Genomic DNA, 24,439 nt, shown 5'->3' on the forward strand with positions numbered 1-24,439 from the left:
TTATGCTAACCAAGTTAACTTTGATGCTGGAACTTATAATGTTCATACTAATCCTGTTACAATCAACGGAAATACTAAAATTAACGGCTCAACATTTGACCTTAGACGTGACTTAATTCTTAACGGTGATGTAGAATTTTCCGGTAATATTACATTTAATGTAACCGGAGGATGTAGTGTAATTTTTCAAAATAACCTCTATAGCGTAGCCGGTACAAATATTATAATTAGTGTTAACGGTGTTCACCCTGTAGATGCAGTATCAGCATTATCTATTTTTAGGGTCAATGGCGGTGCATTTATTCCTGAAGGGCATAATTATAATCCGGCTACAGGAACTATGAACTTTAGGAACGGGTTACAAGTGCAGCAAGCAGGGCAAGCAGCAGCACAAGAGGTAGCACAGCAACAAGTAAGGGTTAATTCCCAAACACAAGCAATGCAGGCTCAAGCACAGCAAGGTCAAGCTCAGCAAAATCAGCAGCAAGTGCAACAGAACCAACAGCAAGTTCAGCAGCAGAACCAGCAACAGCAGCAAGCTCAAGCTCAGCGTGAAGCTAATGAAAGAGCTAGACAGCAAAGACTACAAGCAGAACGTGAAGAAAATGCTAGAAGAGAACAGCAACAACAACAGCAAGAAGAAGAGAGAAGAAATGAAAATGAAAGATTAGCACAACAAGAGGCTAATGAAAGAGCGATAGCCGAAGAAAATAATAGAAGAATAGAAGAGCAAAGACTGCAAGCGGAGTATCAGCAACGTCAAGCTAACGAAATAAGAGTAGCTGAGGAATATGTTAAAAAACCTGAGTCGCAAAAATTAGCTGAGGCAATCAATAATACTATCGTTGCCCATACGGAAAATACTTTTGTAGCAGAAGTGCAAAAAGAAGTGATCAGAGAAAAATCTGCACTTGTTATGAAAAATCCTGAAAAACATGCGGTAGAACTTGCTAAAGAATTAATAAATAATAAAGCTGAGCTTAAAGAAGTGGCTAAAGTAGCTAATGATGATACTGTTGTAGTGAGTAAAACAAAGCAAGAGCAATCTTTATTATTCGTAGCAAACTTAGCTCAAGTTGCACCTGATAATGCAAAAAAAGTAGTAGAGCATTTAACCGAGCAAGGAACAAGATCGGTTAGTGTAGCAAATGTTACGGCTGAAGCAGTAACTGCTAATATTAATAATCACTTATCAGGCGGTACTATGATAGCTGTTGCGGCAGGTGATGAAGAAACCCCTATAATTACTAAAAAAGGATTATGGGTAGCCGGTACGTTCGGTTCAAGTACTCAAGATGCATATAAAGGTAATCCTAGCTATAAAGGCACGGTATCCGGCGGTACTATCGGCGGTGATCTTTACATCGGGGAAAATAGCCTTGTCGGTCTTGCATATAGCCGTATGAACTCTGACTTTAAGTTTAAAGGTTCAAGTACGGGTGATAAATTATCAGCAGAAAGCGATATTATTTCTTTATACGGTCAACAACAATTTAGTAACGGCCTTATATTACAAGAAATATTTTCAGCAAGTAACAGTAAAATCAATAAGAAAGATTTAAGACCGGTCGGACCTAATAGCTATAAAACGGCTAGCGGTAAATATACAAGCAAAGCTTACGGTTTTGAGGGTAATGTCGGTTATCAATTCTCTCCTGTTGACGGTATAAATTTAATGCCTAATATCGGTATTAGATATAATACATATAAAGATAATGCTTATACCGAAACCGGTACAGGTGTGAATAATATGTATGTTGCAGGTAAATCCGGTAACTTTAACTACAGGGATTGCAGGCATAAAATTAACCGCTCCTAAGAGATTATCAAACGATACTCAAATAGTACCGGGATTGCATGCTTCCGTAGAAAATAGCTTTAGCAATAAGCAACCTAAAGTGAAAGCTAGATTTATTTGGGCAGATAATTACTTTGAGAACACTACAAGTAGTAGCACGCCGAAAGTCGGCTATAATGTAGGTGCAAGTTTACTTACGGCTCATAAGAATATTGAGCTACTTGCAACGTATAACTGTAATTTACGCAGCAAATATACTAGCCATCAAGAGGTTCATTAAAGTTAAAGATATTGTTCTAAAAAATACTTCGGTGTCATTCCTAGCGGTGTTGGGTCTTGTTGCATGGCTACCAAATCGTCATTGCGAGGAGCGAAGCGACGTGGCAATCTAGAAAAAATAATAAAAAAATTCTGTAAATCAGAATTTTTAACTGGATTGCTTCGTCGAATTACTATGTAATTCTTCGGCTCTGTCCAAATAAGTGTGTAAATTTCTCAAAGGTTGTATAAAAGAAAATATAACAAAAAGAGAAATTACAATGACACAGAAACAAAATGCTGCAATGGAACAAGCGATAGATTTATTGATCAATAATGATACAGATGTATCAATATTATTCAGGGAAGATGGTTTATTAAAAGAAATAACCAAGCGTCTTGTAGAGAGAGCCCTACAGTCCGAGATGAATAATCATTTAGGATATAGCAAGTACAATCAAAGTGATGCTCAGAATTCACGTAATGGTTATAACACAAAGAATCTGATTACAAAGAATGGTGCTGTTGAGATTGAAGTGCCAAGAGATAGAAATAGCAGTTTTGCACCATCATTAGTAGCAAAGCGCCAAAGAAGGCTTGATGGTTTTGATGATAAAGTACTATCTTTGTATGCTAAAGGTATGAGTTTATCAGATATAAAATTACAGCTTCAGGAGTTATATGTATCATATAAGGACCGGAAAAAGCTTGCTGGTGATTTAAAACCTATTTATACTGTCAACACCGGTCGAAAAATGATACAGATATTTAATAAGCATCGGCTGAAAAATGATACAGTATCATAAAAAAAATTATCTGATATTTAAGTCATAAAATTATCCTCCTGTTTATTAATAATTTCTATTGGCACAAGACCAGTCTTCTTTTTATCCTTAAGCCTGAAACTATCACCTTTAATATTGAGTATAGTGGAGTGATGAAGCAGACGATCTAAGATAGCAGCTGTAAGAGCACTATCCTGAGCAAGACTATTATGCCATTGTCCAAATGGCAGATTACTTGTAAGAATTATGCTACCCTTTTCGTAACGCTTTGCTATAACTTGAAATAACAGATTAGCTTGTTCCGGTTTTAACGGCAGATACCCAAACTCATCTATTATAAGTAATTTATATGGTAGTATAACTCTTTTGAATATGGAGTCCAGGTTTCCCTGGTTTAGCCCAGCATTAAGTATAAGCATCAAATCTGCAGCTGTTGTAAATTTAGTTTTGATTCCGCATTGTGTTGCTGCATAACCAAGGGCAATAGCTATATGGGTTTTTCCTACTCCAGAAGGACCAAGCAGAATAATATTTTCTTGTCTTTCTACAAAAGACAGAGACCTTAAACCTTCCAAAACCTTGTGTTTTATTCCTGTAGCAAAATCATAATCAAAATCATCCAGCGTTTTGATAGCAGGGAAGCCTGCCATTTTGGTGAGTATTGATTTACTCCTGTGCTGTCGTGCCAATAGCTCTGTTTTTAATATTGACTCCAGGAAATCCGTATAACTTGAGTCTTCTTTACTAGAGGATTGTGCAATATCAAGATAATTTTCAGCTATCTGCATAAGGTTTAAAGAGTGGCACAGCTCTTCTATACGTTGGTGCTGCAGGTTCATAATGCCTCCAGTATACTTTGGTATATGCAGAGGGAATGTTGTAAGGAAACTGTAGAAAATCGTTCCCCTTTATCTCTCATAATCTCTAGTACTGTAGGATGACTACCGCTATAATCCAATGGTAGTGGTTGAAGATGATTCCTTTCAAGTTTTAATCTTTCTGCAGGTATTGCACCTGTTGTTCTATGTACACGCAGATTTGCAGTATCACGTAACCATTTTAGTACCTCCGAATTTGCAGTATCCACATCTAACACCAACTCTGAAGTTTTTAATTTTGTTACTAATGGATTATAAAAGCTTTCTCTTATATATCTGTTAAATCGCTCAACCTTGCCCTTAGTCTGTGCTCGATAAGGTCTACACACTTTTAATCGAAAACTATAATGTTTTGCAAAATCCAGCATGCCTTTATTAAAACGGTGTATCCCAAGGACCATATGTATCCCTATCCAGTATTACTGTCTTCATATTGTCATAAAGTACTTCTTCCGGTACTCCGCCAAAATAATCAAATGCTCGCTTATGGCATTCTATTAGTGTTATAAGTTTTTCATTGTTAACAAATTCTATATAGCTTGCTCGGCTAAATCCTAATGTAGCCACAAAAGCTGATAGAGGATCTTTCCCCTTACGAAATTCTATCCAATCCACTTGCATCTGTTTACCAGAAGCAGTCTCAAATCTTATTATATCCTCCTGTTTAGCTACTGGCTTGATACTTCTTAAATAATCCCTTAGTTGGGTTATCCCTCCTGTGTAACCTAACTCTTTTATCTCCTGAAACAGTACAGTACCAGGTAGAGATACAGGATGGGCTGATTTTATTCTTTCACTCAAGTAGTCTTTATATGGGGCAAGCTTTGTTACCAACTCCGACCTATCCTTATATTTAGGGCTACCATCATATTTTAAATATTTACGTACTGTATTTACTGATACTCCTACTTCTCTTGCTATACTTCTTAGGCTCTTACCATGTTTATTCAATATTTTTATTTCCATTATTTGCTCCAGTATTATCATTATTCATTACCTCCTTATCCAGAAGATATTACTTTAATACTGTATCAATTTTCATCCGTTGCTCTGTATCATTTTACTTCCGTTGCTAACATATAGACTTTCTGAATATTTAAAGCATGTAATATTGTAAATATTTTTTTAAATTAGGACTAGAAACAAAATTATAGGCATCTTTAAATAATAATTTAGAAGCGGTTGCATATCTTGTAACTGCTTTTAATCCATTTACAAAGGAATATCCTGCACTTGTAAATTGAGCATGATTCATAGTGTTACTCCTGTTTTAAAATAATAAAAATCATATATCACATGATTACTATATATTATGGTTGCATCACAATATATGGTAATTAAAGAAAGTCAATATCTAAAAATAAAAAAAGTAAAATATATAATTTTATTTAATCAAAAGGCAGTATAGTACGAATTTTTTAGGATTCGCTGATACTTATGTAATTTATGCTGTGTAGACCAACTTTAAATTTATCTTGGCTGCAGCATTTTTAAGTAAATGATAACACATAATTTGACAAGAATTAGAGAGCTGTAAGCTAATAGAATGGATTTAAAGATTAGCAGAAGAGAAGACAACATTACTGCAACGACGGAACTATAATTTGTTGATAGTTTGATTAATAATTAAGGCGTAAGATTTATAGTACCAGAAAGTTTTTACTCTATGTCATTCCCGCAAAAGCTGCAGCTTGTTGCATGGGCTCGTTTATGTCATTCCCTCGTAGGCAGGAATCCAGTATTTTAAAGCCTTTAAAAAGCTTTATTTGAATAAAATCTTGATCTAAAATATTTTTTAAAAGCTCAATTTATCTTGCTTTACGCTGGATTCCCGCCTACGAGGGAATGACATTGAGTGAGTTTTGAGAGTCATGCAACAACGCCCAAAAGCTGGAATCCAGTAAAACCTAAAAAATCTTTAAAATCAAGATTTTTTAGCTTGGATCCCTGCTTTCGCAGGGATGACATAGAGGGCTTTTTAAAAATTGTCCAGTACTATACATAAGATTGCTCTAAGCGTAGTGATGGAACTTAATTTGTAAATAATTAAAACTTAAGTTTTGTACCTATAAGACCAACAGTACCTCGTGTTGTTTTACTAGGTGCTTCAGGGTAATATACAGGTTTACCTTTAGCTTGGAAATGAGAAATTTCAGCATATGGTAATAAACCAGGCATGATCTTATATTCAGTAGCGAGGCTCACAGCATCGACGGTGTTTTTATATCTTGAAGTTTTAAGATATTCAAGACTTGTTTTTATAGGTCCTTGTCCATAAGCAACTGCTCCATTGTAATAATAGGTATCACGACCGACTTTATAATATTCCTTAGCGGTTAAGCTTTTACCTAAACTACCGTAAGAAGCTCCACAAGAGAAATTACCATAAGTAAATACGGCTCCAAGATTATATGCTTTTAAATTAGAAAGCTTATAGGTATTCAATACTTCTATTACCTTAGTTCCTTCCATTTTAGCATGAACAAGACGACGAGCAGGTTTACCATACTCTCCGGTAACGGATAATTTTAAGTCTGCATCTTCGCTAATCTCATGTTCATAAGTTAAGCCGGCAGAAAAAGCATCTCTAATATTCTGATTTATAGTCATAGTTTCGCCGTTTCCTAAGGAAACCGTCTTTATTCCGGTTCTAGAAACACTAACTCCGTTTCTTCCTGAGCTTTCAAGCGTTAAATTATTTATATCTTTGTTACCGCCTGTATTAGCAGTATCGGGAGTATAAGAGATACCGGCCTGGAAGCCTTTCATTTTAGGTGTGAAAAAGTTGAGTCTTCTAGCTTTTTCAGTTTTTTCATTGATTTGATCAAAAGAGTTCGAGTATGATTCAAGATAAAAGCTAGCACTAGTATCGAAATCCGGCTTTAAACCGTTATACCTCATATATTGACCGTCAAGTAGAGCATATCTATACCATCCTCCGGTACCTGCGGTTACTTGAGAGCCGGTAACACGCAATTTAGCACTTGCATCGACAGGAGAGCCTAATTCTACTTTACCGTAACTAGTTTCAATAAAGATATGTGATCCGTTATAACTTGCAGAGGTTTTTACTCTTGTAGTAGGCTGAAGCACTATTTTAGCACCTGCTATTACATCATTGATAGTTTTAGAAATAGTTGCCGCAAACGCTGCTTCCGTGTAAAACCCTAGCTTTTTCCTGTTATCAGTTACATTTTTATCAAATAAAATTAAATGATCCTGTTTAATATAACCGCTTTCAAATAAATAAAATCCTTCTAATTTTATTTCAGTATCAGAATTAGAAATAACAGGTGTTGGATTTTCTTCGGCAAGACCAGCCGATGCAAGGCAAATAATACTTGCAGTTAATAATAATTTTTTCACTTTAATAAAGTCCCTATAAACTTAAAATAATAAAATTTACTATACAAAATAAATTTTTAGTATTAATAAATGATAAATCAACTACGCTAGAATATAATAATACTTTTCAGAATTGACAATAAAAAACTATTTTAATTTGTAATAATTTAATTTAAAGTATACAATGTTGTATTATTATCACTATCATTATTCAAGCAGCCTCAGACTTATAGTTTTAAAGAAAAATTTTGTATTGTAAATAATTATGAGTTATAATCATTAGTTTATTAATTAAATTAAGTTTTGATTATGGCTATAATGTCAGATAAGTGGATAAAAGAAGCTGTTATAAATCAAAGTATGATAAGGCCCTTTGCGGAAAAGCAGGTAAGAGTTCATAATAAAGAAAAGATTATTTCTTACGGCTTATCTTCTTACGGCTATGATGCTAGAGTATCTAATGAATTTAAAATATTCACCAATATAAATTCTACTACGGTTGATCCAAAAAATTTCAGTGAATATAATTTAGTTGATAGAGAAGTAGATGTGTGTATTATTCCACCTAATAGTTTTGCCCTTGGCAGAACTATAGAATATTTTAAAATACCGCGTGATGTATTAGTTATTTGTGTCGGCAAGTCCACTTATGCAAGATGCGGTATAATAGTAAATGTGACTCCGTTAGAACCGGAGTGGGAAGGACATGTAACTTTAGAGTTTTCTAATACTACTCCATTACCTGCTAAAATATATGCAAATGAAGGTGCTTGTCAGTTTTTATTTTTAAAAAGTGATCAAATTTGTGATACTTCATATGCCGATCGCCAAGGAAAATATATGAAACAAGTAGGCGTAACTTTACCGTTAACATAACTTTTTTATGTAAGAACCTGTTCCCGATCTTAATTTTAAAGCTAATTAAAATCTTTTTAGCCGCAAATTATAAGATTTTTTTGAAATAAGAATACTATTCCTACAAAAATCTTATTAATTTTCGCTTAAAAACCTGTTTAATTATCAATCAAAATAAAATCGTGAATAGGCTCTAAAAAATTATATTAAATTTTTAATAAGGATTTTTATGAGTACAATAAACACCGATACTAATGAGGCAATGCCGCATATTTCCGTTAATGCACAATATATAAAAGATTTATCTCTTGAGAACCCTTCTGCCCCGTCTTCTCTTGCGGCTTTAGAACAACGCCCTCAAATTGATTTATCTCTAGATATAAATATTACTAATTTATCGGAAGAAAATTTCTATGAAGTAGAATTAAATATCGAAGCAACTGCAAGAAATGAAAAATATAAATTATTTCAGATAGAATTAAAATATGCTGGAGTATTTAATTTAATTAATATTGATTCTGAACAACATCCGATTTTATTATCTGTTCATTGTCCGGCAATGATATTTCCATTTGCTAGAAAAATTATAGCTAGCTGTACTCAAGATGCAGGTTTCCAGCCTTTAATGATTGATCCTATAGACTTTGGTGCCTTATATCATAAGAAAATGTCAGAGCATCAAAACTAAGAAAATCATTTAATTATTTAATAAATTTCGTTTTAAACGCCATGATTTTTAAATCACAGATAGAGCTTAATAGTAAAAATTTTATCAATTTGATTAAATATTCTTTACTTATGTTATTAATGAATGTATAAAGCACCAGATAAAAAATTATAATTTAGTTAACAATAATTAACTGTAATTAAATTATAGCACAATATAAAAATTGAATTTTATGGAGAAAAATAATGAGAGTTTTGTTAATTGAAGAAGAGCCGGAAATGGCTAACTTAATTGAGCTAACTTTAGCTTCAGAAGGTATAGTTTGCGATAAAGCTTCAGTTGGTGTGGAAGGTTTAAGGCTTGGTAAAGTAGGTGGTTATGATCTAGTGATTTTAGATCTTATGTTACCGGATATTAATGGTTTTGAGATATTATTAAGATTGCGTGCTGCAAAAATAAAAACCCCAATCTTAATTTTATCTAGCTTAACGGATACGGATCAAAAGATTACCGGTTTCTCTTCTGGAACCGATGATTATTTAACCAAGCCGTTTGTAAGAGAGGAATTAATTGCTAGAATTAAAGCTATAGTTAGACGTTCTAAAGGTCATGTAGCATCAGTATTTAGGTTTGATAAGGTTAGCGTAAACCTAGATACTAGAACTGTAGAAGTTGACGGAAAAAAAGTACATTTGACGAACAAAGAATATGCTATTTTAGAGCTATTAATACTCCGAAGAGGAACTATTTTAACTAAAGAAATGTTCTTAAATCACTTATATAGTAGTGTTGACGAACCGGAAATGAAAATTATTGACGTATTTATTTGTAAACTTCGTAAGAAGTTAAGTGATGCTGCTGGCGGTAGAGATTATATCGACACTATATGGGGACGCGGTTATATGCTAAAAGAATATGATGAATTACAACAAAAAGAAATTTTAGCACAAGGAGCATAATTAATGCCTTTATCTACTTCTTTACTTGGTAAAAAAAGTACTTATAAAGATAGTTATGATGCGACTTTATTATTTAAAATTCCACGTATAAATAATCGAAACGAACTTGGGATAAATAGTAATAATCTTCCGTTTTACGGTGTAGATATTTGGAATACATATGAACTATCTTGTCTTAATAAGAACGGTAAGCCATGGGTTGGAGTAGGCACTTTTTATATACCGACGGATTCTGAAAATATAGTAGAATCAAAATCATTTAAACTATATCTAAATTCTTTTAATAATTTTGTTGTTGAATCAGTAGAAGAACTAGAAAGAATTATCTTGCAGGATCTAAGTAATGTTACACACGCTAAAGTAACAGGACGTATATTTCCTATAAATACAAAAATAGAATTTAGTATTCCAAGCGGTAAAAATATCGATGATTTAGATATAGTATGCAATAATTACGGTCCACCCGATAATAGTTTAATTGAGTATGAAGATGTTTTGGTAGAAGAAGAGATTAATTCTAATTTACTAAAATCAAATTGCTTAGTAACCGGTCAACCGGATTGGGGTACAATCGTTATAAAATATAAAGGAAAAAAGTTAAAACATGATTCTTTCCTGAAATATCTAATATCTTTTAGAAATTGTAATGAGTTTGCAGAGCAGTGTGCCGAGCGTATTTTTACAGATATTAAAAATGCTATAAATCCTGATTTTCTTTCTATTTATATAGTATATACTAGGCGTGGAGGAATTGATATTTGTCCCTATCGTTTTACCAATAAAAGTTATACTTTACCTAGCGATAAACGATTTATTAGGCAATAATCACTTTTCTAATCCATAAAAAATCCGTTTGCGAGAAAGGGGTTGTTGCGTGGATCGATTTTCCGTCATTGCGAGAAGAATTACGTAGTAATTCGACGAAGCAATCCAGTTAAAAATTCTGTAAATCAGAATTTTTTTATTATTTTTTCTGGATTGCCTCTTCGCTCCTCGCAATGACAATTAAGATATCTACGCAAGCAACGCCTGCTTGCAATGACGATTTGCTATCCACGCAATAGTCGGGATAACAATCAAAGAATAATTCACGTAAGCAAGCTTTTCGCAGGATAGAAGTTAGTATAATTTTATGATTCTTTTATAGGATTTTGTGTAGGCTTTAGGCTTTCTACTATTTTATTCAGGTCTATTTGACTACAGATTCCCAGTAATACGGGATCACGAGGACGAATAGAATTCATATTCCAATGGCTACGAGTTCTAATAGCATCTATAGTAGTCTTAGTAGTGCCTATTAATTTAATTATTTGATGGTCTTGGATGTTCGGATAATTAGACAATAACCAATATATAGCATCCGGTTTATCTTGACGCCTTGCTATAGGAGTGTATTTAGCACGCTGTTTTTTCTGATTTTTCATCAACTCATCAGCAGGTCTATATGAAATTTGTAAATTAGCATTAGGATCTTTACTGCAACGCTCAATTTCCTCTAAAGTTAACTGACCGTTTGCAATTGGATTTAAACCTTTTATAGATTGTGCTACTTCACCGTCAGCCATACCTTTTATTTCAAATTCATGAATACCGCAAAAATCGGCAATTTGTTTAAAAGTTAAAGAAGTATTTTCGATTAACCACATAGCTGTGGCTTTTGGCAGAAGCGGTAATGTTTTTTGCGAATTCATGATAATTGTTTTTTGGCTTAATTTAAGAAGTTATAACAAATAGAGTTATTTAAGTCAATCTTCATTTAGAAACTTAACTATCTCCTCAACTACTTTCTTAGCATCGCCGAATAACATAAAAGTATTATCGTGATAAAATAGCTCATTTTCTATACCTGCATATCCTGAAGCCATAGAGCGTTTAATAAACAAAATAGTACGTGCTTTTTCGACATCTAGTACCGGCATACCATAAATCGGACTACTCGGGTCATTTTTAGCAGCAGGATTAGTTACGTCATTTGCTCCAATTACAAGCACTACGTCGGTGGTAGCAAAATCTCTATTAATCTCTTCAAGCTCAAGCACTTTCTCATAATCTATATTAGCTTCCGCAAGTAAAACATTCATATGTCCAGGCATTCTACCTGCTACCGGATGTACGGCAAAACGTACATTAATATCCGAACGTTCCAATATATCAACCATCTCTTTTATGATATGCTGAGACTGGGCTACTGCCATACCGTAACCTGGAACAATTATCACTGATGATGCATTAAGTAGTAAATGTGCCGCATCTTCAGGGCAGCTTGTTTTTGCTATTTTATCGTCGTCTATATCCTTGTTAATCCCGGTAGATGCAGGCAAAAATGCCCCAAAAATAACCTTGATTAATGAACGATTCATAGCCCTGCACATTATATAGCTAAGTATAGCTCCGCTACTGCCGACCAATGCTCCGGTAATAATGAGTAGGCTATTGCTAAGCGTAAAGCCGATACCGGCTGCTGCAAAACCTGAATAAGAATTTAGCATCGATACTATAACCGGCATATCTGCACCGCCTACCGGTATTATTAGTAATACTCCGATTAACAGTGATAAAAAAACTATTAGATTAAATAAAAATATACTCTCTGAACGAATAAATAATATTATCAGAAGAACTAATATTATTGCCGTTAATAGGCATATATATTGCTGACCGTAGAATTTTAACGGGCTACTTTTCATTAAGCCTTGTAGTTTTAGAAAAGCTATAACCGAACCGCTAAAAGTTAACGCTCCTATAGAAACTCCGAGCGATATTTCGATTAATGAATTAATCGGTAAACTTCCTGCTATTCCTATAGAAAAATTTTCAGGAGCAAGTATCGTAGCGTAAGCTACAAATACCGCAGCAAGACCAACAAAAGAGTGAAATCCGGCAACTAATTGAGGCATTGCCGTCATGGAGATTTTAAGTGCAATAATCCCTCCGATTATCCCGCCTAATAATATGGTTGCTATAATGGGTAATTTATGATTAAAATCCGGGAGGAAAAAAGTAACGCCGACTGCTATCACCATTCCCAAGATACCTATGGTACTGCCTAAACGTGCTTGTTTCTGTGAAGATAAAAACTTTAGCGACAGAATAAAACAAACAGCCGCAACTAAGTATAATAACTGGATAATTTGTAGGGACATAGGTGGATTTATTTAATAATTTGGAAACGTCATTGCGAGTAGCCGTAGGCTGCGTGGCAATCTCGTCAAACATCCTGAGATTGCTTCGTCAATTACTTCGTAATTTCCTCGCAATGACGAGAGATTTTTAAAAAGTAAATCCTATACCTATAGAAACTATTAAAGGATTAAGTTTAACTTTAGAGGTCACGGTTTTAGTACCTACTAAATTCGGTTTATACTCAAGTTTAGGATTTAAGAAAAATTGTCTTACGTCAATATTGATTAAAGTATCATCTTTAGCATAAAAATCTACACCTATTTGTCCGACTAGACCGTGTCCGTTTCTAATTTTAAGACCGGTAGCTTGAGTAAGCATGTAAGAACCGTGATAACCTACACCGACATACGGTCTTATCCCGCCGTAAGGAGCTATATGGAATTGTCCGGTAACCGTTGCAGGGATCATATAAATAGGTTTATTTTTTCCTAGTTTGACATTATTAACGCCATAATTATGAGCAACGGCTGCAAGGGATGTATATTTAGTGCGTAAAACATTAAAGCCAAGCGATAATTCAGTAGCTAAATAATTGTTAAAGAATATAGTAGTGGATGCATCACCTCCATAACCGTTTTTTGCAACTTCTCCTACTGGAACAGGTTGAGGAGAGGTCGGAGTAGGTAATCCCTTTTGCTTAGCACTTGAAAAAACACCTCCTAGACGCATCTTGAAAACTAAACTTCCTTCGTTTTCGTAATACGGTGTACTATCATAGTCAGGAGCAGAATCTACATCATCATACATGCTTTTAGCAAAACTATTAATACTTATGCTGGATACAAACAAAATTATCCCTAATTTTTTCACTATTCTTAACATATTAATTATAACCTTTACTTGCTTAAAATTGATTACCGTATTATTATATAAAATTTTTGTTTATATATTTATACCATTTTCATAAAAGATAGAATTCTTTTATGCTAAAAGTCAAGACATTTAAGTAAAATTATAGAAATTATTGGAGCATATTAATGAATGATGCATTAAAAACATATTTAACCGGTATAGGTTGGTTTTTACTTAGTTTAGTAAGTAGTAGTGCCAATGATGTAATGTCTAAATATCTTGGGACTCGTTTACATAGCTTTGAAGTAGCTTTTTTCCGCTTCTTTTTCAGTAGCATAGTTTTACTACCTTTTGTTTTTTATCATGGTAAAAATACCTTAAAAACAAGTCGTCCTTTTGTACATATATTAAGAGGATTATTATTATTTTTCGGTATGACTTCCTGGACTTACGGTCTTACCATAGCTCCCGTTACTACCGCAACCGTTGTAAGTTTTTCTATCCCTTTATTTACTTTAATACTTGCCGTATTTTTTCTTAACGAAAATATTATTTGGCAAAGATGGGTAGTTACCGTAGTAGGATTTATAGGGCTTGTTGTTACACTTAAACCTCATACCGAGGATTTTAACCCCGAAATTTTGTATTTTGTATTAGCGGCTATTTCATTTGCTATGCTTGACATTATTAATAAAAAATTCGTAATAAAAGAATCGATGATCAGTATGCTATTTTATTCGGCAATAGTAACTGCTGTAGTATCATTGCCTGTTGCATCGCAATATTGGCTAACCCCTAGCGGTTTTGAATTAGCTTTATTATTTGTACTAGGTAGTAGCGGTAGTTTAATATTATTCTTCCTACTTAAAGCTTTTTCCATGGTAGATGCAACCGCTACCGCTCCTTATAGATATTTAGAGCTGGTGATTTCGGCAATAGCGGCATATTTCATATTTAGTGAGTTTCCCGATAAAAGTACACTTCATGGAGCAGTAATAATAATTCCTGCTACCTTATTTATAATATACTCCGAAAAAAAAGCTATGAGTAGAAAACATGAATCGCAGTAAGCTAGTATTTTCAAGCGGAATCGCTAACACTTTTGAATGGTATGATTATGTATTATTCGGTTATTTTGCACCCATAATAGGAGCAAAATTTTTTCCGAATGATGATGCTAATACTTCTTTACTGCAAGCTTTTTTAGTATTTGCTATAGGTTATTTGGCAAGACCGTTAGGCGGCATATTTTTTGGTGTTATTGGTGATAGATTTGGACGCAAAGTAGCCTTAACTAGTGCATTATTTTGCATGTCTGCCCCAACCGTATTAATAGGAATATTACCAACTTACCATACTATAGGTATAACTGCGACTATATTAATGATTTGTGTACGAATTCTACAAGGATTATCAATGGGAGGAGCTTTAACCGGTTCTATTTCTTTTGTTATTGAACATACTAGCCATAAACACCGAGGCTTTACCGGTAGTATTTCAACGTCTAGTATATGCTCCGGTTTATTGCTTGGTTCTTTTGTTTCTTATATCGTTAAGAATATCCTAACAGCTTCACAATTTGATAGTTTTGGCTGGAGAATACCTTTTTTACTTGGATTTTTTATTCTTTTTGCATCATTTTATATTAAAAAAAATACACACGAAACACCGAATTTTAAAAATCTAAGAGAGCAGAAAAAGATTTTACAATCACCGTTAAAAAAAGTCATTACCAATCATTGGTTTGATATATTAATCTCGATTTTTATCAATGCTCCTGGTTCGATAATATTCTATTTAACTACAATTTACTTGGTATCGTTTTTAAAAATCAGCCGTAACTTTACTGAAAATGAAGTAAATAGCCTCGCTAGCTTATGTTACGTGATTATGATAGCCGTAACTTTATTAAGCGGTTATTTATCAGATATTATAGGTCGCAGGAAAATTTTTGTAATTAACCTGATAATAATTATTATAACAACGCCATTTTTACTTAATAATTTTGAGAATGGTGACTTTACAAGCGTAATTATCTCGCAATTTATACTAGCTATACTTGCCGCTAGCTATATCGGTCCTGAACCGGCATTACAAGCAGAGTTTTATCCTACAAATATACGTAACACCGCTCTGTCTATTTCATATAACACTGCTACAAGTATTTTTGGAGGTACTACGCCTCTTGTCTTTGAATATTTAGTACAAAAAACAGGGCATGTAACCTCGGCAGTTTATTACGTCATATTAAGCTGTATTTTTGCATTAATCGCCTTATATTTTTACAAAAATAGAAGTTTAGATAAAATATGAAAAAAATTACAAAGTAAATGAATTTTCAAAATTCTTCTTGATTTAATAACAAATATGTGGCAAAAAGAGTTTAAAATAAAATTCTAAGCTACTATAGCTCAGGGGTAGAGCACTTCATTGGTAATGAAGAGGTCGGGGGTTCAATTCCCCCTAGTAGCACCAGTTTCTATAAGGATTTCAAGGCTTTTAAAAAATTTCTTAAAATTCATATGTTCCTTTTATGTTCCAAATTGTCTAATTTTTGTATTAAATCTCTTTTAAATCCTGAATTTTAAATATTATAAAAAAACTAAATTTGTATATTTCTTAAATCAACCTCAATTTATTTATTCATACTTTTAGTTAAATTTCTATTGCTTTCTTAAAGCTACTTATTATTATTTCGCATATAAGCTCATTTTTAACAAAATATTAAAATTTATAGAATTTAATAAGGATATATATGAAAGAATTAATAGAATTTTTAGAGAAAACAGGATTAAAGACGGAAGCTGATAGCTTAAGAAACGGTGGTACTGAGCTTAATCCTCAGTCGAACATAGGCACACTGGGAGCAAAGAAATTAGCGGCAGCACTTAAAGATAATAAATCTTTAAAGTATCTTAACCTTATAGGAAGCTATATAGGCGAAGAGGGAGCAAGAGCGTTAGCTGAAGCACTTAAAGATAATGAGTCTTTAAAGGAGCTTTATCTTACTCCTGCCGACATAAGCACTGTAACATTAAACAGAATTAAAGAATATATACAAAGAAATACTGATTTATATTATAAGGAACAACAGCAATATAATAAACAATTAATTTCATCAATAAAAGCAAATGAAATAAAACAAGCAGAAAGTATAATACCTTTTATAGATCCAAAATACTCCAATAGCGTTGATGAAAATAATAATACAGCTTTACATTATGCAGTAGATAAAAATTTAGAGAAACTTTCTATCTCATTAATAAATAAGATGAGTATAGAAACTATAAGTATCGGTAATATGTATAATAATACAGCGTTACACTATGCTACCGATAACGGTCTTGAGGTAATAAGCTGGTTTTTAATAAATAATATGACGCAAAAAGCCCTTGATATGGTAAATACTGATGGGAATACAGCACTGGATTATGCCATACATAATAGACACTTATTATAACAGGTTTTTTAGCAAAAAAATGAGCCTAGAAGGAGTGAAAACTGTTAACGCTGATTGTACGACTGAGTATTTAGAAAAAATCACCGATTATAAAAATTTAACAAAATATAATGAAACTCGTGAACATGAGAAAGTAATAGGTAAATGTTTTCCTTTACCCGTAAAATTAAATCTTCCTACTTTATCGCTCGAAGAAGAAAATACATCAGGGGTAGAGTGGTTAGCACCTGCATTAGTGGGGTTAGGAGTAGTAGGATTAGGGACGTTTTTTTGTTATTATTTTTATAATGCTTATTTTAAGAAAAATGGAAATCAACAGGCTAGTACAAATAATTTAGTTAAAGAAGAAAAAAAACAAGTTGTAACGCAGACAACTTCTATTATTCAAGAAGAAAGTCTTTATAAAATACTGAAAAAAATAAATAATAAATTAAAAAATGATGACGGTCTTGCTGAAGATAATAAGATTTTGATGCAAAGTATTGTAGCTAATGTAATAACCGAAGTATCGAAATTAACAAATGAGTCTGATATAAAAAAAATAACAACTAGTGTAAAAGACCTTTTAAACGGTAGGATTACTAAAACAAAGCTTAAAGATATAAAGGAAGACGTTGACTATTTAATAAAACAACAAAGCAAACTAGGCTACGATGTTACTGTGAATAAAGTGGAAGAAATAATCTACGACAAACCGCTTTTGAATCATACAAAATTGCTACAAGCAGCCGTAGATAGTAAACTAAGCTCTGATTTAATCTACGAAGCAATTAATAATAATGATGAGGAGCTTATTTTAGCCGGATTAATAAGCGTAGGGTATGATGTAGGAACAATTAATTAAGTAAGGACAGAGGCAGGCAACTTGCCTCTACCCTTTAATTTTTATGCTGCTTGTAAATTTTGTTGTATAAAAAAAGTATCGCTTATATACTGTCGTTTTGTGCGGCACTGTCCAAATAAGTGTGTAAATTTCTCAAAGGTTGTATAGAAGAAAATATAACAAAAAGAGAAATTACAATGACACAGAAACAAAATGCTGCAATGGAACAAGCGATAGATTTATTGATCAATAATGATACAGATGTATCAATATTATTCAGGGAAGATGGTTTATTAAAAGAAATAACCAAGCGTCTTGTAGAGAGAGCTCTACAGTCTGAGATGAATAATCATTTAGGATATAGCAAGTACAATCAAAGTGATGCTCAGAATTCACGTAATGGTTATAACACAAAGAATCTGATTACAAAGAATGGTGCTGTTGAGATTGAAGTGCCAAGAGATAGAAATAGCAGTTTTGCACCATCATTAGTAGCAAAGCGTCAAAGAAGGCTTGATGGTTTTGATGATAAAGTACTATCTTTGTATGCTAAAGGTATGAGTTTATCAGATATAAAATTACAGCTTCAGGAGTTATATGGAGCTGATGTAAGCGAGAGTTTAATTAGCCAAATCATAGATGATATAATAGAGGATGTTAAGCTATGGCAAAGCCGTCCATTAGATCCAGTATATGCTATAGTATTTTTTGATTGTTTAATAGTAAAAGTACGTCAGGATAAACGGATTATCAATAAATCGGTATATGTTGCATTAGGTATTGATTTAGAAGGGCGGAAAGATATTTTGGGATTATGGATCAGTGAGAATGAAGGGGCTAAATTTTGGCTTGGAAATTTTACTGAGATGAAAAATAGAGGTATACAAGACATACTGATAGCATGTAGCGATAACCTTAATGGTATGTCTGAAGCTATAGGTGCTGTTTTTAAAAGCTTATATTTGGCAATTGATTACATGACCAAAAAATGGTCCATGCCCATACCAAATTGGAACAAGGCTATGGCTCATTTTTTAATAAAATTTGACGAAAGAATCTAGGCTTTTGGAAAAGTTTACACACTTAATCGGGAAGACACGTATTTTTTTTACAGTCCTTATTATAGTAGGAAACTTAATATATCAAAAATTTGTTTACCTTAATATTTTTAATTTTTATATTCTTGAATTATCTATAGGAGCAATTTTTTACCCGTTAACTTTTTTATTAACGGATTTAATAGCTGAGTTTTACGGTAAAGAAAGAGCCAATTTTTGTGTAAAGCTTGCTATTATTTTTAATATAATAGTAGTTTTAATAATAAGTCTCATGGATAAATTGGAAGCTACTAATTGGTCTAATGTTGACAACATAACTTTTCATAAAGTCTTTGGTTCATACCATATATCTTTTTTAGCATCAACTTTTGCCTGTTATATAGCTCAACTTGTTGATATTAATATCTATTTATGGATACGTAAAATTACTAAAGGTAAATATTTATGGATAAGAAATAATTTTAGTACGGCAATTTCTTTATTTATTGATACTTTTATTGTAATTGGGATTATGAGCTTATTTAATATTTTTCCTTTTGACCAATTAGGTCAGCTTGTACTTAATAGCTATTCATTTAAACTATTTTTTACCGTATTTAGTACGCCGATATTCTATTTGGCAGTTTGGTTAATAAGCTTGTTTATTAAGAAAGGATAAGCTCTTAGGAGAAACTTATCCTTATTTATTTTACAAATTGACTTTTAGTTTAATAAGCCCTTGATGGCTTTGATATTTTCTATGTGTGTAATAATTATACTCAAGCAGAACATTTATATTTTTTTTGCTCATAAGTATATTACTACCGATATTATATCCAAGCTTAGGTTGTTTTGGTATAATAATTGTTTCTTGTAATGTTTGCCCTTTAAAAGTCGCTTTTGCATTAACTTTTGTATTTTTATTATTGAAGTGACGCTCAATATTACCGTACAAGCTTGGCGTTAATATTATATTATTTACGGTCGCTATAGGCTTAAACACTATTTTACCGCCAATACTACTTTCAAATGATTGATTTGATTTCTTTTGATTCATCAAATTTTCTATATCTACATTATATTCTTTATAGTTGCTAGCTCTTGAATAATCATATTTAAAACCGATATTAGGAATAAAATGTAAATCGTATTTTGTACGATATTTATAATTTAATAAGGTTTGAAAACTTAAATTATTGTTTTGATATTTTCCAATTATATTATTAATACTTTTAGATTTATTTTTAATATAATTATGACCGTAAGATGTTATAGCCTGCAATGAGAAACCTTTAATTAGTTCTTTTAGACCGTAAATGCTTAAAAGATGACCGTTAACAGCTGTTTTTTCTAGTTTTTTATTATATTTAATTTGGAATTCTAAACGGCTATAAGCTATTCCTATAACATCATGACTATTGATGAATTCAGCATCGGCCCCGATAGTTACGCCGGTTGTACGACCTTGATATTTTGGAATATTCTTCCAAGTTCCTTGTTTATTAATGCCGTATAAGCCGCTAATCCACACGCCTCTGTTTATACTAGCTTCTTCATCACCGGCACCTATTGCAGCAACCTTTAATCTATCACTTAAAATATTATAGTGAACAGGTTTATGAAGAGTTGAAGTTGCCTTAACTAATATTGCTACTTTCCTATTAGTGTCATCAGATACCTGTTGTCTCTGTGTCGCTTCATCTTGCTCTGCGATTGCTTCAGTTTTGAATGACATATCGATAGCTTCGTCTTCGCTTTCTAAAGCTATATCTTTTTTTGATTCTTCTTCACTAGATCTTAAGACTAGAAGTGATTTTTTGTCATCTGATGATTTATCATTTTTGCTATCGTTAGAACTCAATAACCTAGGTGATAAAGCGGTTTCTGAATCGGATTTCTCTGACTTTTTATTACTATCTTCAGGTTGTGGATCATCCTTTGTTGAGGATTCGTCATTTGCAGATTCGTTTTCTTGCTGAAACAATGATTGGAATTGTTTCATATTTAAATGTCCTACTTTCTTTTCCTGGTTATTATCTTCTGATTGAACATCACTACCGTATTTTTGTTCTAGTTCAGGACGTTTAGACTCTATTTGTTCAATAAAGCTTATTAATAATTCTCTTTCATCTTTTTGTGTATTATTATTGTTTTTTACATACTCAATAAATACCGGATCTCTTGCAAGTTTTAGAAGTTCTTGTTCATAAAGTTCGTATATCTCTTGTCCTACTTCGGTTCTTGGTCCTATGAAGTTTGGATCAAAATTTACTTCAGAGGGTTTAGGAATTACTTTTGTATTTTTATCTTCAGCATAGTAAAATTTTTCTTCAAATGCTTGTTTTAAAAGAGAATCATCTTGCATATCTCTATTTGGTTCTTCTATGTATTTTGCTAATACTTCTTTTTTAATAGCATTCTCTAACTTTTGTGAATCAGTTAGTAATATATCTGTTCCTCCTAATTTTGAAGTAGATTCATAATAATTTTTTCCTACATTAGATTTAAAATCCGTAGCTGTATAATTATGATTTTTACCAAAATTATTGTTAGGTTTTACCTTATCCATTCTATCTATAAATTCCTGTGTATAACCCATGCTAATTAGATAATCATTAGTTCCAAAGTTACTATTGCCATTAGGAATCGGGGGAGGCATTGGAGTACCGTTATTATAAATCAGCGGCTTTTCAGTATTATTAGATACGGTTTTATTTTCTTGCTGCCATTTAGCCTTAAGTGCTGTTTTTACTCCTTCTATAGTTATTCTATTAATTAAGCTTGTTAATTGCTCTGAAGTTAAATAATTAAGAGAAGGTATAATTTCCTTTAAATCAACTTCGTTAGCTGAATTATTAAGTTTATTCTCTTCTAAAATAACCTTAGCTTCAAGAAGTGATTTTAATAACTCAGGATTTTTATTATTTAGTATATCCAATAAATCTTTTCGGCTTATATCTTTATTTGCGATTAATTGTTGAATTTCAATTTTTTCTAAAATATTTTGTTTTAATTTATTTAAATTAGCTTTAGCAGTAGGAATTTCCCTAGTTAATTCTTGATACCCTTGAAGTACAAAATTAATTTTTTGTGAGAACGTTAACTTATTAGGGTTTTCTATTAATTCATTAAGTTTACCATTAAAGGTACTTTGTCCAAGAATATTTATATATTTATTAGCAAACTTTAATTGCTCTAGAGGATTTGTAATTCTTAAGAATTCTGTTACGCATTCTTGTTTGTTTGCATATTGTTCAATCCTTTTATATTGTTTTGCATTTATTATATTAGATGAACGAAGACGTTGTTTCGTTTGTTCTAACGATTCATTAAAAATCTTACTTACAAAAGTAGATGTTATTTTTATATCATTATCTTGAAGTATTTTTTGTATATCCTCTCTTTTAGCAATTTGTTCAATTTTCTTGATAATCTCTTCGTTCTCAGTGTTAAATAAATTTACAAAAGTTTTAGGAGAAAAGTTATACAATTTTGTTACTTCATTATGTATTAAGCCTATTACCTCATTCTGCTTAGCAACTTTCTGTTTAAGTAATTCAAGTGATTCCCCCATTTTAGCCTTAGTATCAGGTATATTATTAGACGTTGTGGTTGCCTGACTTTGACTTGCTGAAGTTGTATTTTGAATAAATTCATTATACGATTTATATAATCTAGGATATGTAGCTTCAAAATTTTTTAAATCAAATTTATGATTAGGATTTGAATTATTAAAAGCTGTAGAAGTCGGTGTTCCATTTAACAGAGGTGGGGGTGGAGAAGGTGGCATACTCCCATTTAGAGGAGGGGTTGGCGGAAGAATAGGAGTGCCATTTTGACCTTTATTTGAATTATTATTAACATTGTTTTCTACAGGTAACTCAAAAATTTTATCTATTCCTGCTTTTAATGTGGTTTCATCAGATAAAAGTATAGAGATTAAAGACTCTACTTCCGGCTTGCGTTTATATCCGTTAGTACTTAACCAGTTATCTAATGCTTCTTCTAGTACTTTTTTATCTTCTGTTGCAGCTAATGTTGCAAGCGTTAATTTTTTTTTGTCACTAACGTCTTTATCAGATATAGATGTTGGTAAAGTTTGTATGGCATGGTGTTGAGCTTGCTTAATAAGTTCATCTTTGTGTTCTGGAGTAGTAGTTAATATTGTATTTAATATTGTTCTATTGCCTTTATCATCAACAGTAAATAATATCCTGCTTATATCCTTACTTAAGTCAATATTAGAGATAGCTTCCTGTTTAAAAGAATTACCTAAATTACTCTGTTCTGCAAATAGTAATGCGTCTATAGGATTTTTTGTTAAAATTTCCTTAAACTCTTCTTTATTTTCTTCTAATTTTATTTGCTGTTTTAAGTGTTGTTCAGTCTTGCTTAATTGATCCTCCTGTTTTCTATTTAGAAGACTATACATTGATCTTTTAAAGTCGAATGATTTTGTTTCTGGTTTTGTTCTACCTGTGTCAAAAGGAACCCCCGAAGATATTCCTGCAGTATTTGTAGTTGTTCTAGAATGCTTAGTAAAGGGTTTAGTAGTAGTTTGATTATTGTCTGCTAGAAGCTTTGCTTCTATTCCAGCTTTTATTTGATTTAAATAAAGATTTGCACGTCCTTTATCTACCTTAAATTCATTCATTATTTCTGAAATTTTAGGAAGAAAATCTGTATTTACATATCCTTGTTTTTTAGTATACATAACCTCAGTGGTTATATCGTCAATATATTTTGTGTCATCTGTAGTAGTGTCTTTACCAAAACGTTTATGTAGTTCCTTTTTTGTAAGAACCGTACCACTACGTACAAGCTTTGGTCTTTCATTTGCCATAACTTGATCTCTTATTATGGTTCTACGGTGTTTTGCTTCTTCTTTACTTATATTAAGAGCTTTCTCTAGTTCACCTAATTCTGGGACTTGACCGGTAGTTATGTATTCTTTTTCTTTAACTGAAGTTGTTATTGAGTGAATATACAGGTCTAGTAAGGCTTTTTTATCTTTTTCTACACGGCGTACATTTTGATTTTTTTCTAGTTTATTATCTGTTTTTTTAGCATCATAGTCTATTTCAAGGTTTTGTGCTGCTTCTTCAGGCGTAGGAATTTTTCCTTGTGAAATATACCCGTCAACTTTTTCCTTAAAGCCTTGTTTCGTTCCGGCAATATATAAGTCAAGCTCTGATTTTTTTTCTCTTGCTTTATGTCTAGTTTTGTTATTGCGACTCGATAAATCACTTTCAGTAAAACCGGTTTGCATATCAATCATTGCTTGAACAAAATCAGGTGTCAACTTTGCTCTTCTCCATGCTTCTTGTTTTTCTTGTAAAGTATAACTATTCCATTTCTGTTTTCTTTGTACTTCGGAAAGACCGCTCAAGGTTGGTATTTGGTTAGCTAATTGGGTAAAGCTTGCCGCTCTAGCACTTGTACTTAAAAAGCTACTAGTCAACAAACATGTTGACATGAAAAAAGTTAAAACATATTTTTTTGAGTGGGAATTTTGTAAGCTCATTCAAACCTCGATCAGTTATTATTTTTTTAAATATAAACGAGGCGAATTATATAATATTTATTAACTTATGTTAAC

17 protein-coding genes, 1 tRNA gene and 4 pseudogenes are annotated in these 24,439 nt (G+C 32.3%); 14 read left to right on the forward strand and 8 right to left on the reverse strand.

Annotated features, from left to right (window positions below; genetic code table 11):
• Nucleotides 1-916: 916 nt before the first annotated feature.
• From RF_RS00260 to RF_RS00270, 3 pseudogenes are all read left to right on the forward strand, one after another.
• Nucleotides 917-1,711 (forward strand): annotated as a pseudogene (locus RF_RS00260) (autotransporter outer membrane beta-barrel domain-containing protein); the annotation flags it as partial.
• A gap of 39 nt (nucleotides 1,712-1,750) precedes the next feature.
• A pseudogene (locus RF_RS00265) lies at nucleotides 1,751-2,098 on the forward strand (autotransporter outer membrane beta-barrel domain-containing protein).
• A 239-nt stretch (nucleotides 2,099-2,337) separates the two neighbouring features.
• A pseudogene (locus tag RF_RS00270) lies at nucleotides 2,338-2,739 on the forward strand (transposase); the annotation flags it as partial.
• Between the two features lie 140 nt (nucleotides 2,740-2,879).
• Here RF_RS00270 and istB read toward each other — a convergent pair.
• The 4 genes and pseudogenes from istB to RF_RS00285 all read right to left on the reverse strand — a co-directional run bounded on the left by istB (nucleotide 2,880) and on the right by RF_RS00285 (nucleotide 7,085).
• On the reverse strand, nucleotides 2,880-3,680 hold the full coding sequence (gene istB / locus RF_RS00275; protein WP_011270406.1) for an IS21-like element helper ATPase IstB: 801 nt from the start codon (nucleotides 3,678-3,680) through the stop codon (nucleotides 2,880-2,882).
• Nucleotides 3,677-4,706, reverse strand: a pseudogene (istA, locus tag RF_RS00280) (IS21 family transposase). Before istA ends, istB begins: the two are co-directional and overlap by 4 nt.
• Nucleotides 4,707-4,815: 109 nt before the next feature.
• On the reverse strand, nucleotides 4,816-4,974 hold the full coding sequence (locus RF_RS10360; RefSeq protein WP_187145855.1) for a hypothetical protein: 159 nt from the start codon (nucleotides 4,972-4,974) through the stop codon (nucleotides 4,816-4,818).
• A 791-nt stretch (nucleotides 4,975-5,765) separates the two neighbouring features.
• Nucleotides 5,766-7,085 carry a porin gene (locus RF_RS00285; protein ID WP_011270409.1) on the reverse strand — a complete coding sequence of 440 codons (1,320 nt, stop codon included), beginning with the start codon at nucleotides 7,083-7,085 and terminating at the stop codon, nucleotides 5,766-5,768.
• A 288-nt stretch (nucleotides 7,086-7,373) separates the two neighbouring features.
• Between RF_RS00285 and dcd the strand changes: the two genes are divergently transcribed.
• The 4 genes from dcd (at nucleotide 7,374) to queF (ending at nucleotide 10,370) form a co-directional block, all read left to right on the forward strand.
• Complete coding sequence (dcd, locus tag RF_RS00290; RefSeq protein WP_010420471.1) at nucleotides 7,374-7,940, forward strand: dCTP deaminase; 567 nt, start codon at nucleotides 7,374-7,376, stop codon at nucleotides 7,938-7,940.
• A 208-nt stretch (nucleotides 7,941-8,148) separates the two neighbouring features.
• Nucleotides 8,149-8,607, forward strand: coding sequence for a protein-export chaperone SecB (secB, locus tag RF_RS00295; protein WP_011270410.1), 459 nt, complete (start codon nucleotides 8,149-8,151; stop codon nucleotides 8,605-8,607).
• 224 nt (nucleotides 8,608-8,831) lie between these two features.
• The gene (ctrA, locus tag RF_RS00300; RefSeq protein WP_011270411.1) at nucleotides 8,832-9,545 is read left to right on the forward strand and encodes a response regulator transcription factor CtrA; all 714 of its coding nucleotides are present in this window, start codon (nucleotides 8,832-8,834) and stop codon (nucleotides 9,543-9,545) included.
• Nucleotides 9,546-9,548: 3 nt separating this feature from the next.
• Nucleotides 9,549-10,370 (forward strand): NADPH-dependent 7-cyano-7-deazaguanine reductase QueF, encoded by an 822-nt coding sequence (gene queF, locus RF_RS00305; protein WP_011270412.1) that lies wholly within the window; start codon nucleotides 9,549-9,551, stop codon nucleotides 10,368-10,370.
• A gap of 305 nt (nucleotides 10,371-10,675) precedes the next feature.
• On the opposite strand, the gene RF_RS00310 is transcribed toward queF, so the two are convergent.
• The 3 genes from RF_RS00310 to RF_RS00320 form a co-directional block, all read right to left on the reverse strand.
• On the reverse strand, nucleotides 10,676-11,236 hold the full coding sequence (locus RF_RS00310) for a cell cycle transcriptional regulator TrcR (protein ID WP_011270413.1): 561 nt from the start codon (nucleotides 11,234-11,236) through the stop codon (nucleotides 10,676-10,678).
• Between the two features lie 54 nt (nucleotides 11,237-11,290).
• Entirely contained in the window at nucleotides 11,291-12,688 is a 1,398-nt protein-coding gene (locus RF_RS00315; protein WP_011270414.1) for an NAD(P)(+) transhydrogenase (Re/Si-specific) subunit beta, read from the reverse strand.
• Between the two features lie 127 nt (nucleotides 12,689-12,815).
• Entirely contained in the window at nucleotides 12,816-13,550 is a 735-nt protein-coding gene (locus RF_RS00320; RefSeq protein WP_011270415.1) for an OmpW family outer membrane protein, read from the reverse strand.
• A 155-nt stretch (nucleotides 13,551-13,705) separates the two neighbouring features.
• Here RF_RS00320 and RF_RS00325 point away from each other — a divergent pair, with 155 nt between their 5' ends.
• The 7 genes from RF_RS00325 to RF_RS00355 all read left to right on the forward strand — a co-directional run bounded on the left by RF_RS00325 (nucleotide 13,706) and on the right by RF_RS00355 (nucleotide 19,519).
• Nucleotides 13,706-14,590 (forward strand): DMT family transporter, encoded by an 885-nt coding sequence (locus RF_RS00325; RefSeq protein WP_011270416.1) that lies wholly within the window; start codon nucleotides 13,706-13,708, stop codon nucleotides 14,588-14,590.
• Nucleotides 14,577-15,833, forward strand: a complete 1,257-nt coding sequence (locus RF_RS00330; RefSeq protein WP_011270417.1) for an MFS transporter — start codon at nucleotides 14,577-14,579, stop codon at nucleotides 15,831-15,833. Before RF_RS00325 ends, RF_RS00330 begins: the two co-directional genes overlap by 14 nt.
• Nucleotides 15,834-15,920: 87 nt before the next feature.
• Nucleotides 15,921-15,995, forward strand: a tRNA-Thr gene (locus tag RF_RS00335).
• Between the two features lie 280 nt (nucleotides 15,996-16,275).
• The gene (locus RF_RS00340; protein ID WP_011270418.1) at nucleotides 16,276-16,980 is read left to right on the forward strand and encodes an ankyrin repeat domain-containing protein; all 705 of its coding nucleotides are present in this window, start codon (nucleotides 16,276-16,278) and stop codon (nucleotides 16,978-16,980) included.
• Between the two features lie 19 nt (nucleotides 16,981-16,999).
• Nucleotides 17,000-17,824: a hypothetical protein gene (locus tag RF_RS07980; protein WP_052322848.1), complete on the forward strand. Its 825-nt coding sequence runs from the start codon at nucleotides 17,000-17,002 to the stop codon at nucleotides 17,822-17,824.
• A 176-nt stretch (nucleotides 17,825-18,000) separates the two neighbouring features.
• Nucleotides 18,001-18,864, forward strand: coding sequence for an IS256 family transposase (locus RF_RS00350; protein ID WP_143549699.1), 864 nt, complete (start codon nucleotides 18,001-18,003; stop codon nucleotides 18,862-18,864).
• 4 nt (nucleotides 18,865-18,868) lie between these two features.
• The gene (locus RF_RS00355) at nucleotides 18,869-19,519 is read left to right on the forward strand and encodes a queuosine precursor transporter (protein WP_143549663.1); all 651 of its coding nucleotides are present in this window, start codon (nucleotides 18,869-18,871) and stop codon (nucleotides 19,517-19,519) included.
• 30 nt (nucleotides 19,520-19,549) lie between these two features.
• On the opposite strand, the gene RF_RS00360 is transcribed toward RF_RS00355, so the two are convergent.
• A complete protein-coding gene (locus RF_RS00360) occupies nucleotides 19,550-24,364 on the reverse strand; it encodes an autotransporter outer membrane beta-barrel domain-containing protein (protein WP_011270422.1) in 4,815 nt (1,604 codons plus the stop codon).
• Nucleotides 24,365-24,439: the final 75 nt, after the last annotated feature.

The organism is Rickettsia felis URRWXCal2 (assembly GCA_000012145.1).
Taxonomy (GTDB): domain Bacteria; phylum Pseudomonadota; class Alphaproteobacteria; order Rickettsiales; family Rickettsiaceae; genus Rickettsia; species Rickettsia felis.

Bases quoted from the DNA above. Each gene is read 5' to 3' on its own strand.
- dcd (WP_010420471.1), top strand. From the start codon at position 7,374: ATGGCTATAATGTCAGATAAGTGGATAAAAGAAGCTGTTATAAATCAA.
- RF_RS00360 (WP_011270422.1), bottom strand. From the start codon at position 24,364: ATGAGCTTACAAAATTCCCACTCAAAAAAATATGTTTTAACTTTTTTC.
- RF_RS00325 (WP_011270416.1), top strand. From the start codon at position 13,706: ATGAATGATGCATTAAAAACATATTTAACCGGTATAGGTTGGTTTTTA.
- RF_RS00330 (WP_011270417.1), top strand. From the start codon at position 14,577: ATGAATCGCAGTAAGCTAGTATTTTCAAGCGGAATCGCTAACACTTTT.
- RF_RS00315 (WP_011270414.1), bottom strand. From the start codon at position 12,688: ATGTCCCTACAAATTATCCAGTTATTATACTTAGTTGCGGCTGTTTGT.
- istB (WP_011270406.1), bottom strand. From the start codon at position 3,680: ATGAACCTGCAGCACCAACGTATAGAAGAGCTGTGCCACTCTTTAAAC.
- secB (WP_011270410.1), top strand. From the start codon at position 8,149: ATGAGTACAATAAACACCGATACTAATGAGGCAATGCCGCATATTTCC.
- ctrA (WP_011270411.1), top strand. From the start codon at position 8,832: ATGAGAGTTTTGTTAATTGAAGAAGAGCCGGAAATGGCTAACTTAATT.
- queF (WP_011270412.1), top strand. From the start codon at position 9,549: ATGCCTTTATCTACTTCTTTACTTGGTAAAAAAAGTACTTATAAAGAT.
- RF_RS00340 (WP_011270418.1), top strand. From the start codon at position 16,276: ATGAAAGAATTAATAGAATTTTTAGAGAAAACAGGATTAAAGACGGAA.
- RF_RS07980 (WP_052322848.1), top strand. From the start codon at position 17,000: ATGAGCCTAGAAGGAGTGAAAACTGTTAACGCTGATTGTACGACTGAG.
- RF_RS10360 (WP_187145855.1), bottom strand. From the start codon at position 4,974: ATGAATCATGCTCAATTTACAAGTGCAGGATATTCCTTTGTAAATGGA.
- RF_RS00350 (WP_143549699.1), top strand. From the start codon at position 18,001: ATGACACAGAAACAAAATGCTGCAATGGAACAAGCGATAGATTTATTG.
- RF_RS00310 (WP_011270413.1), bottom strand. From the start codon at position 11,236: ATGAATTCGCAAAAAACATTACCGCTTCTGCCAAAAGCCACAGCTATG.
- RF_RS00320 (WP_011270415.1), bottom strand. From the start codon at position 13,550: ATGTTAAGAATAGTGAAAAAATTAGGGATAATTTTGTTTGTATCCAGC.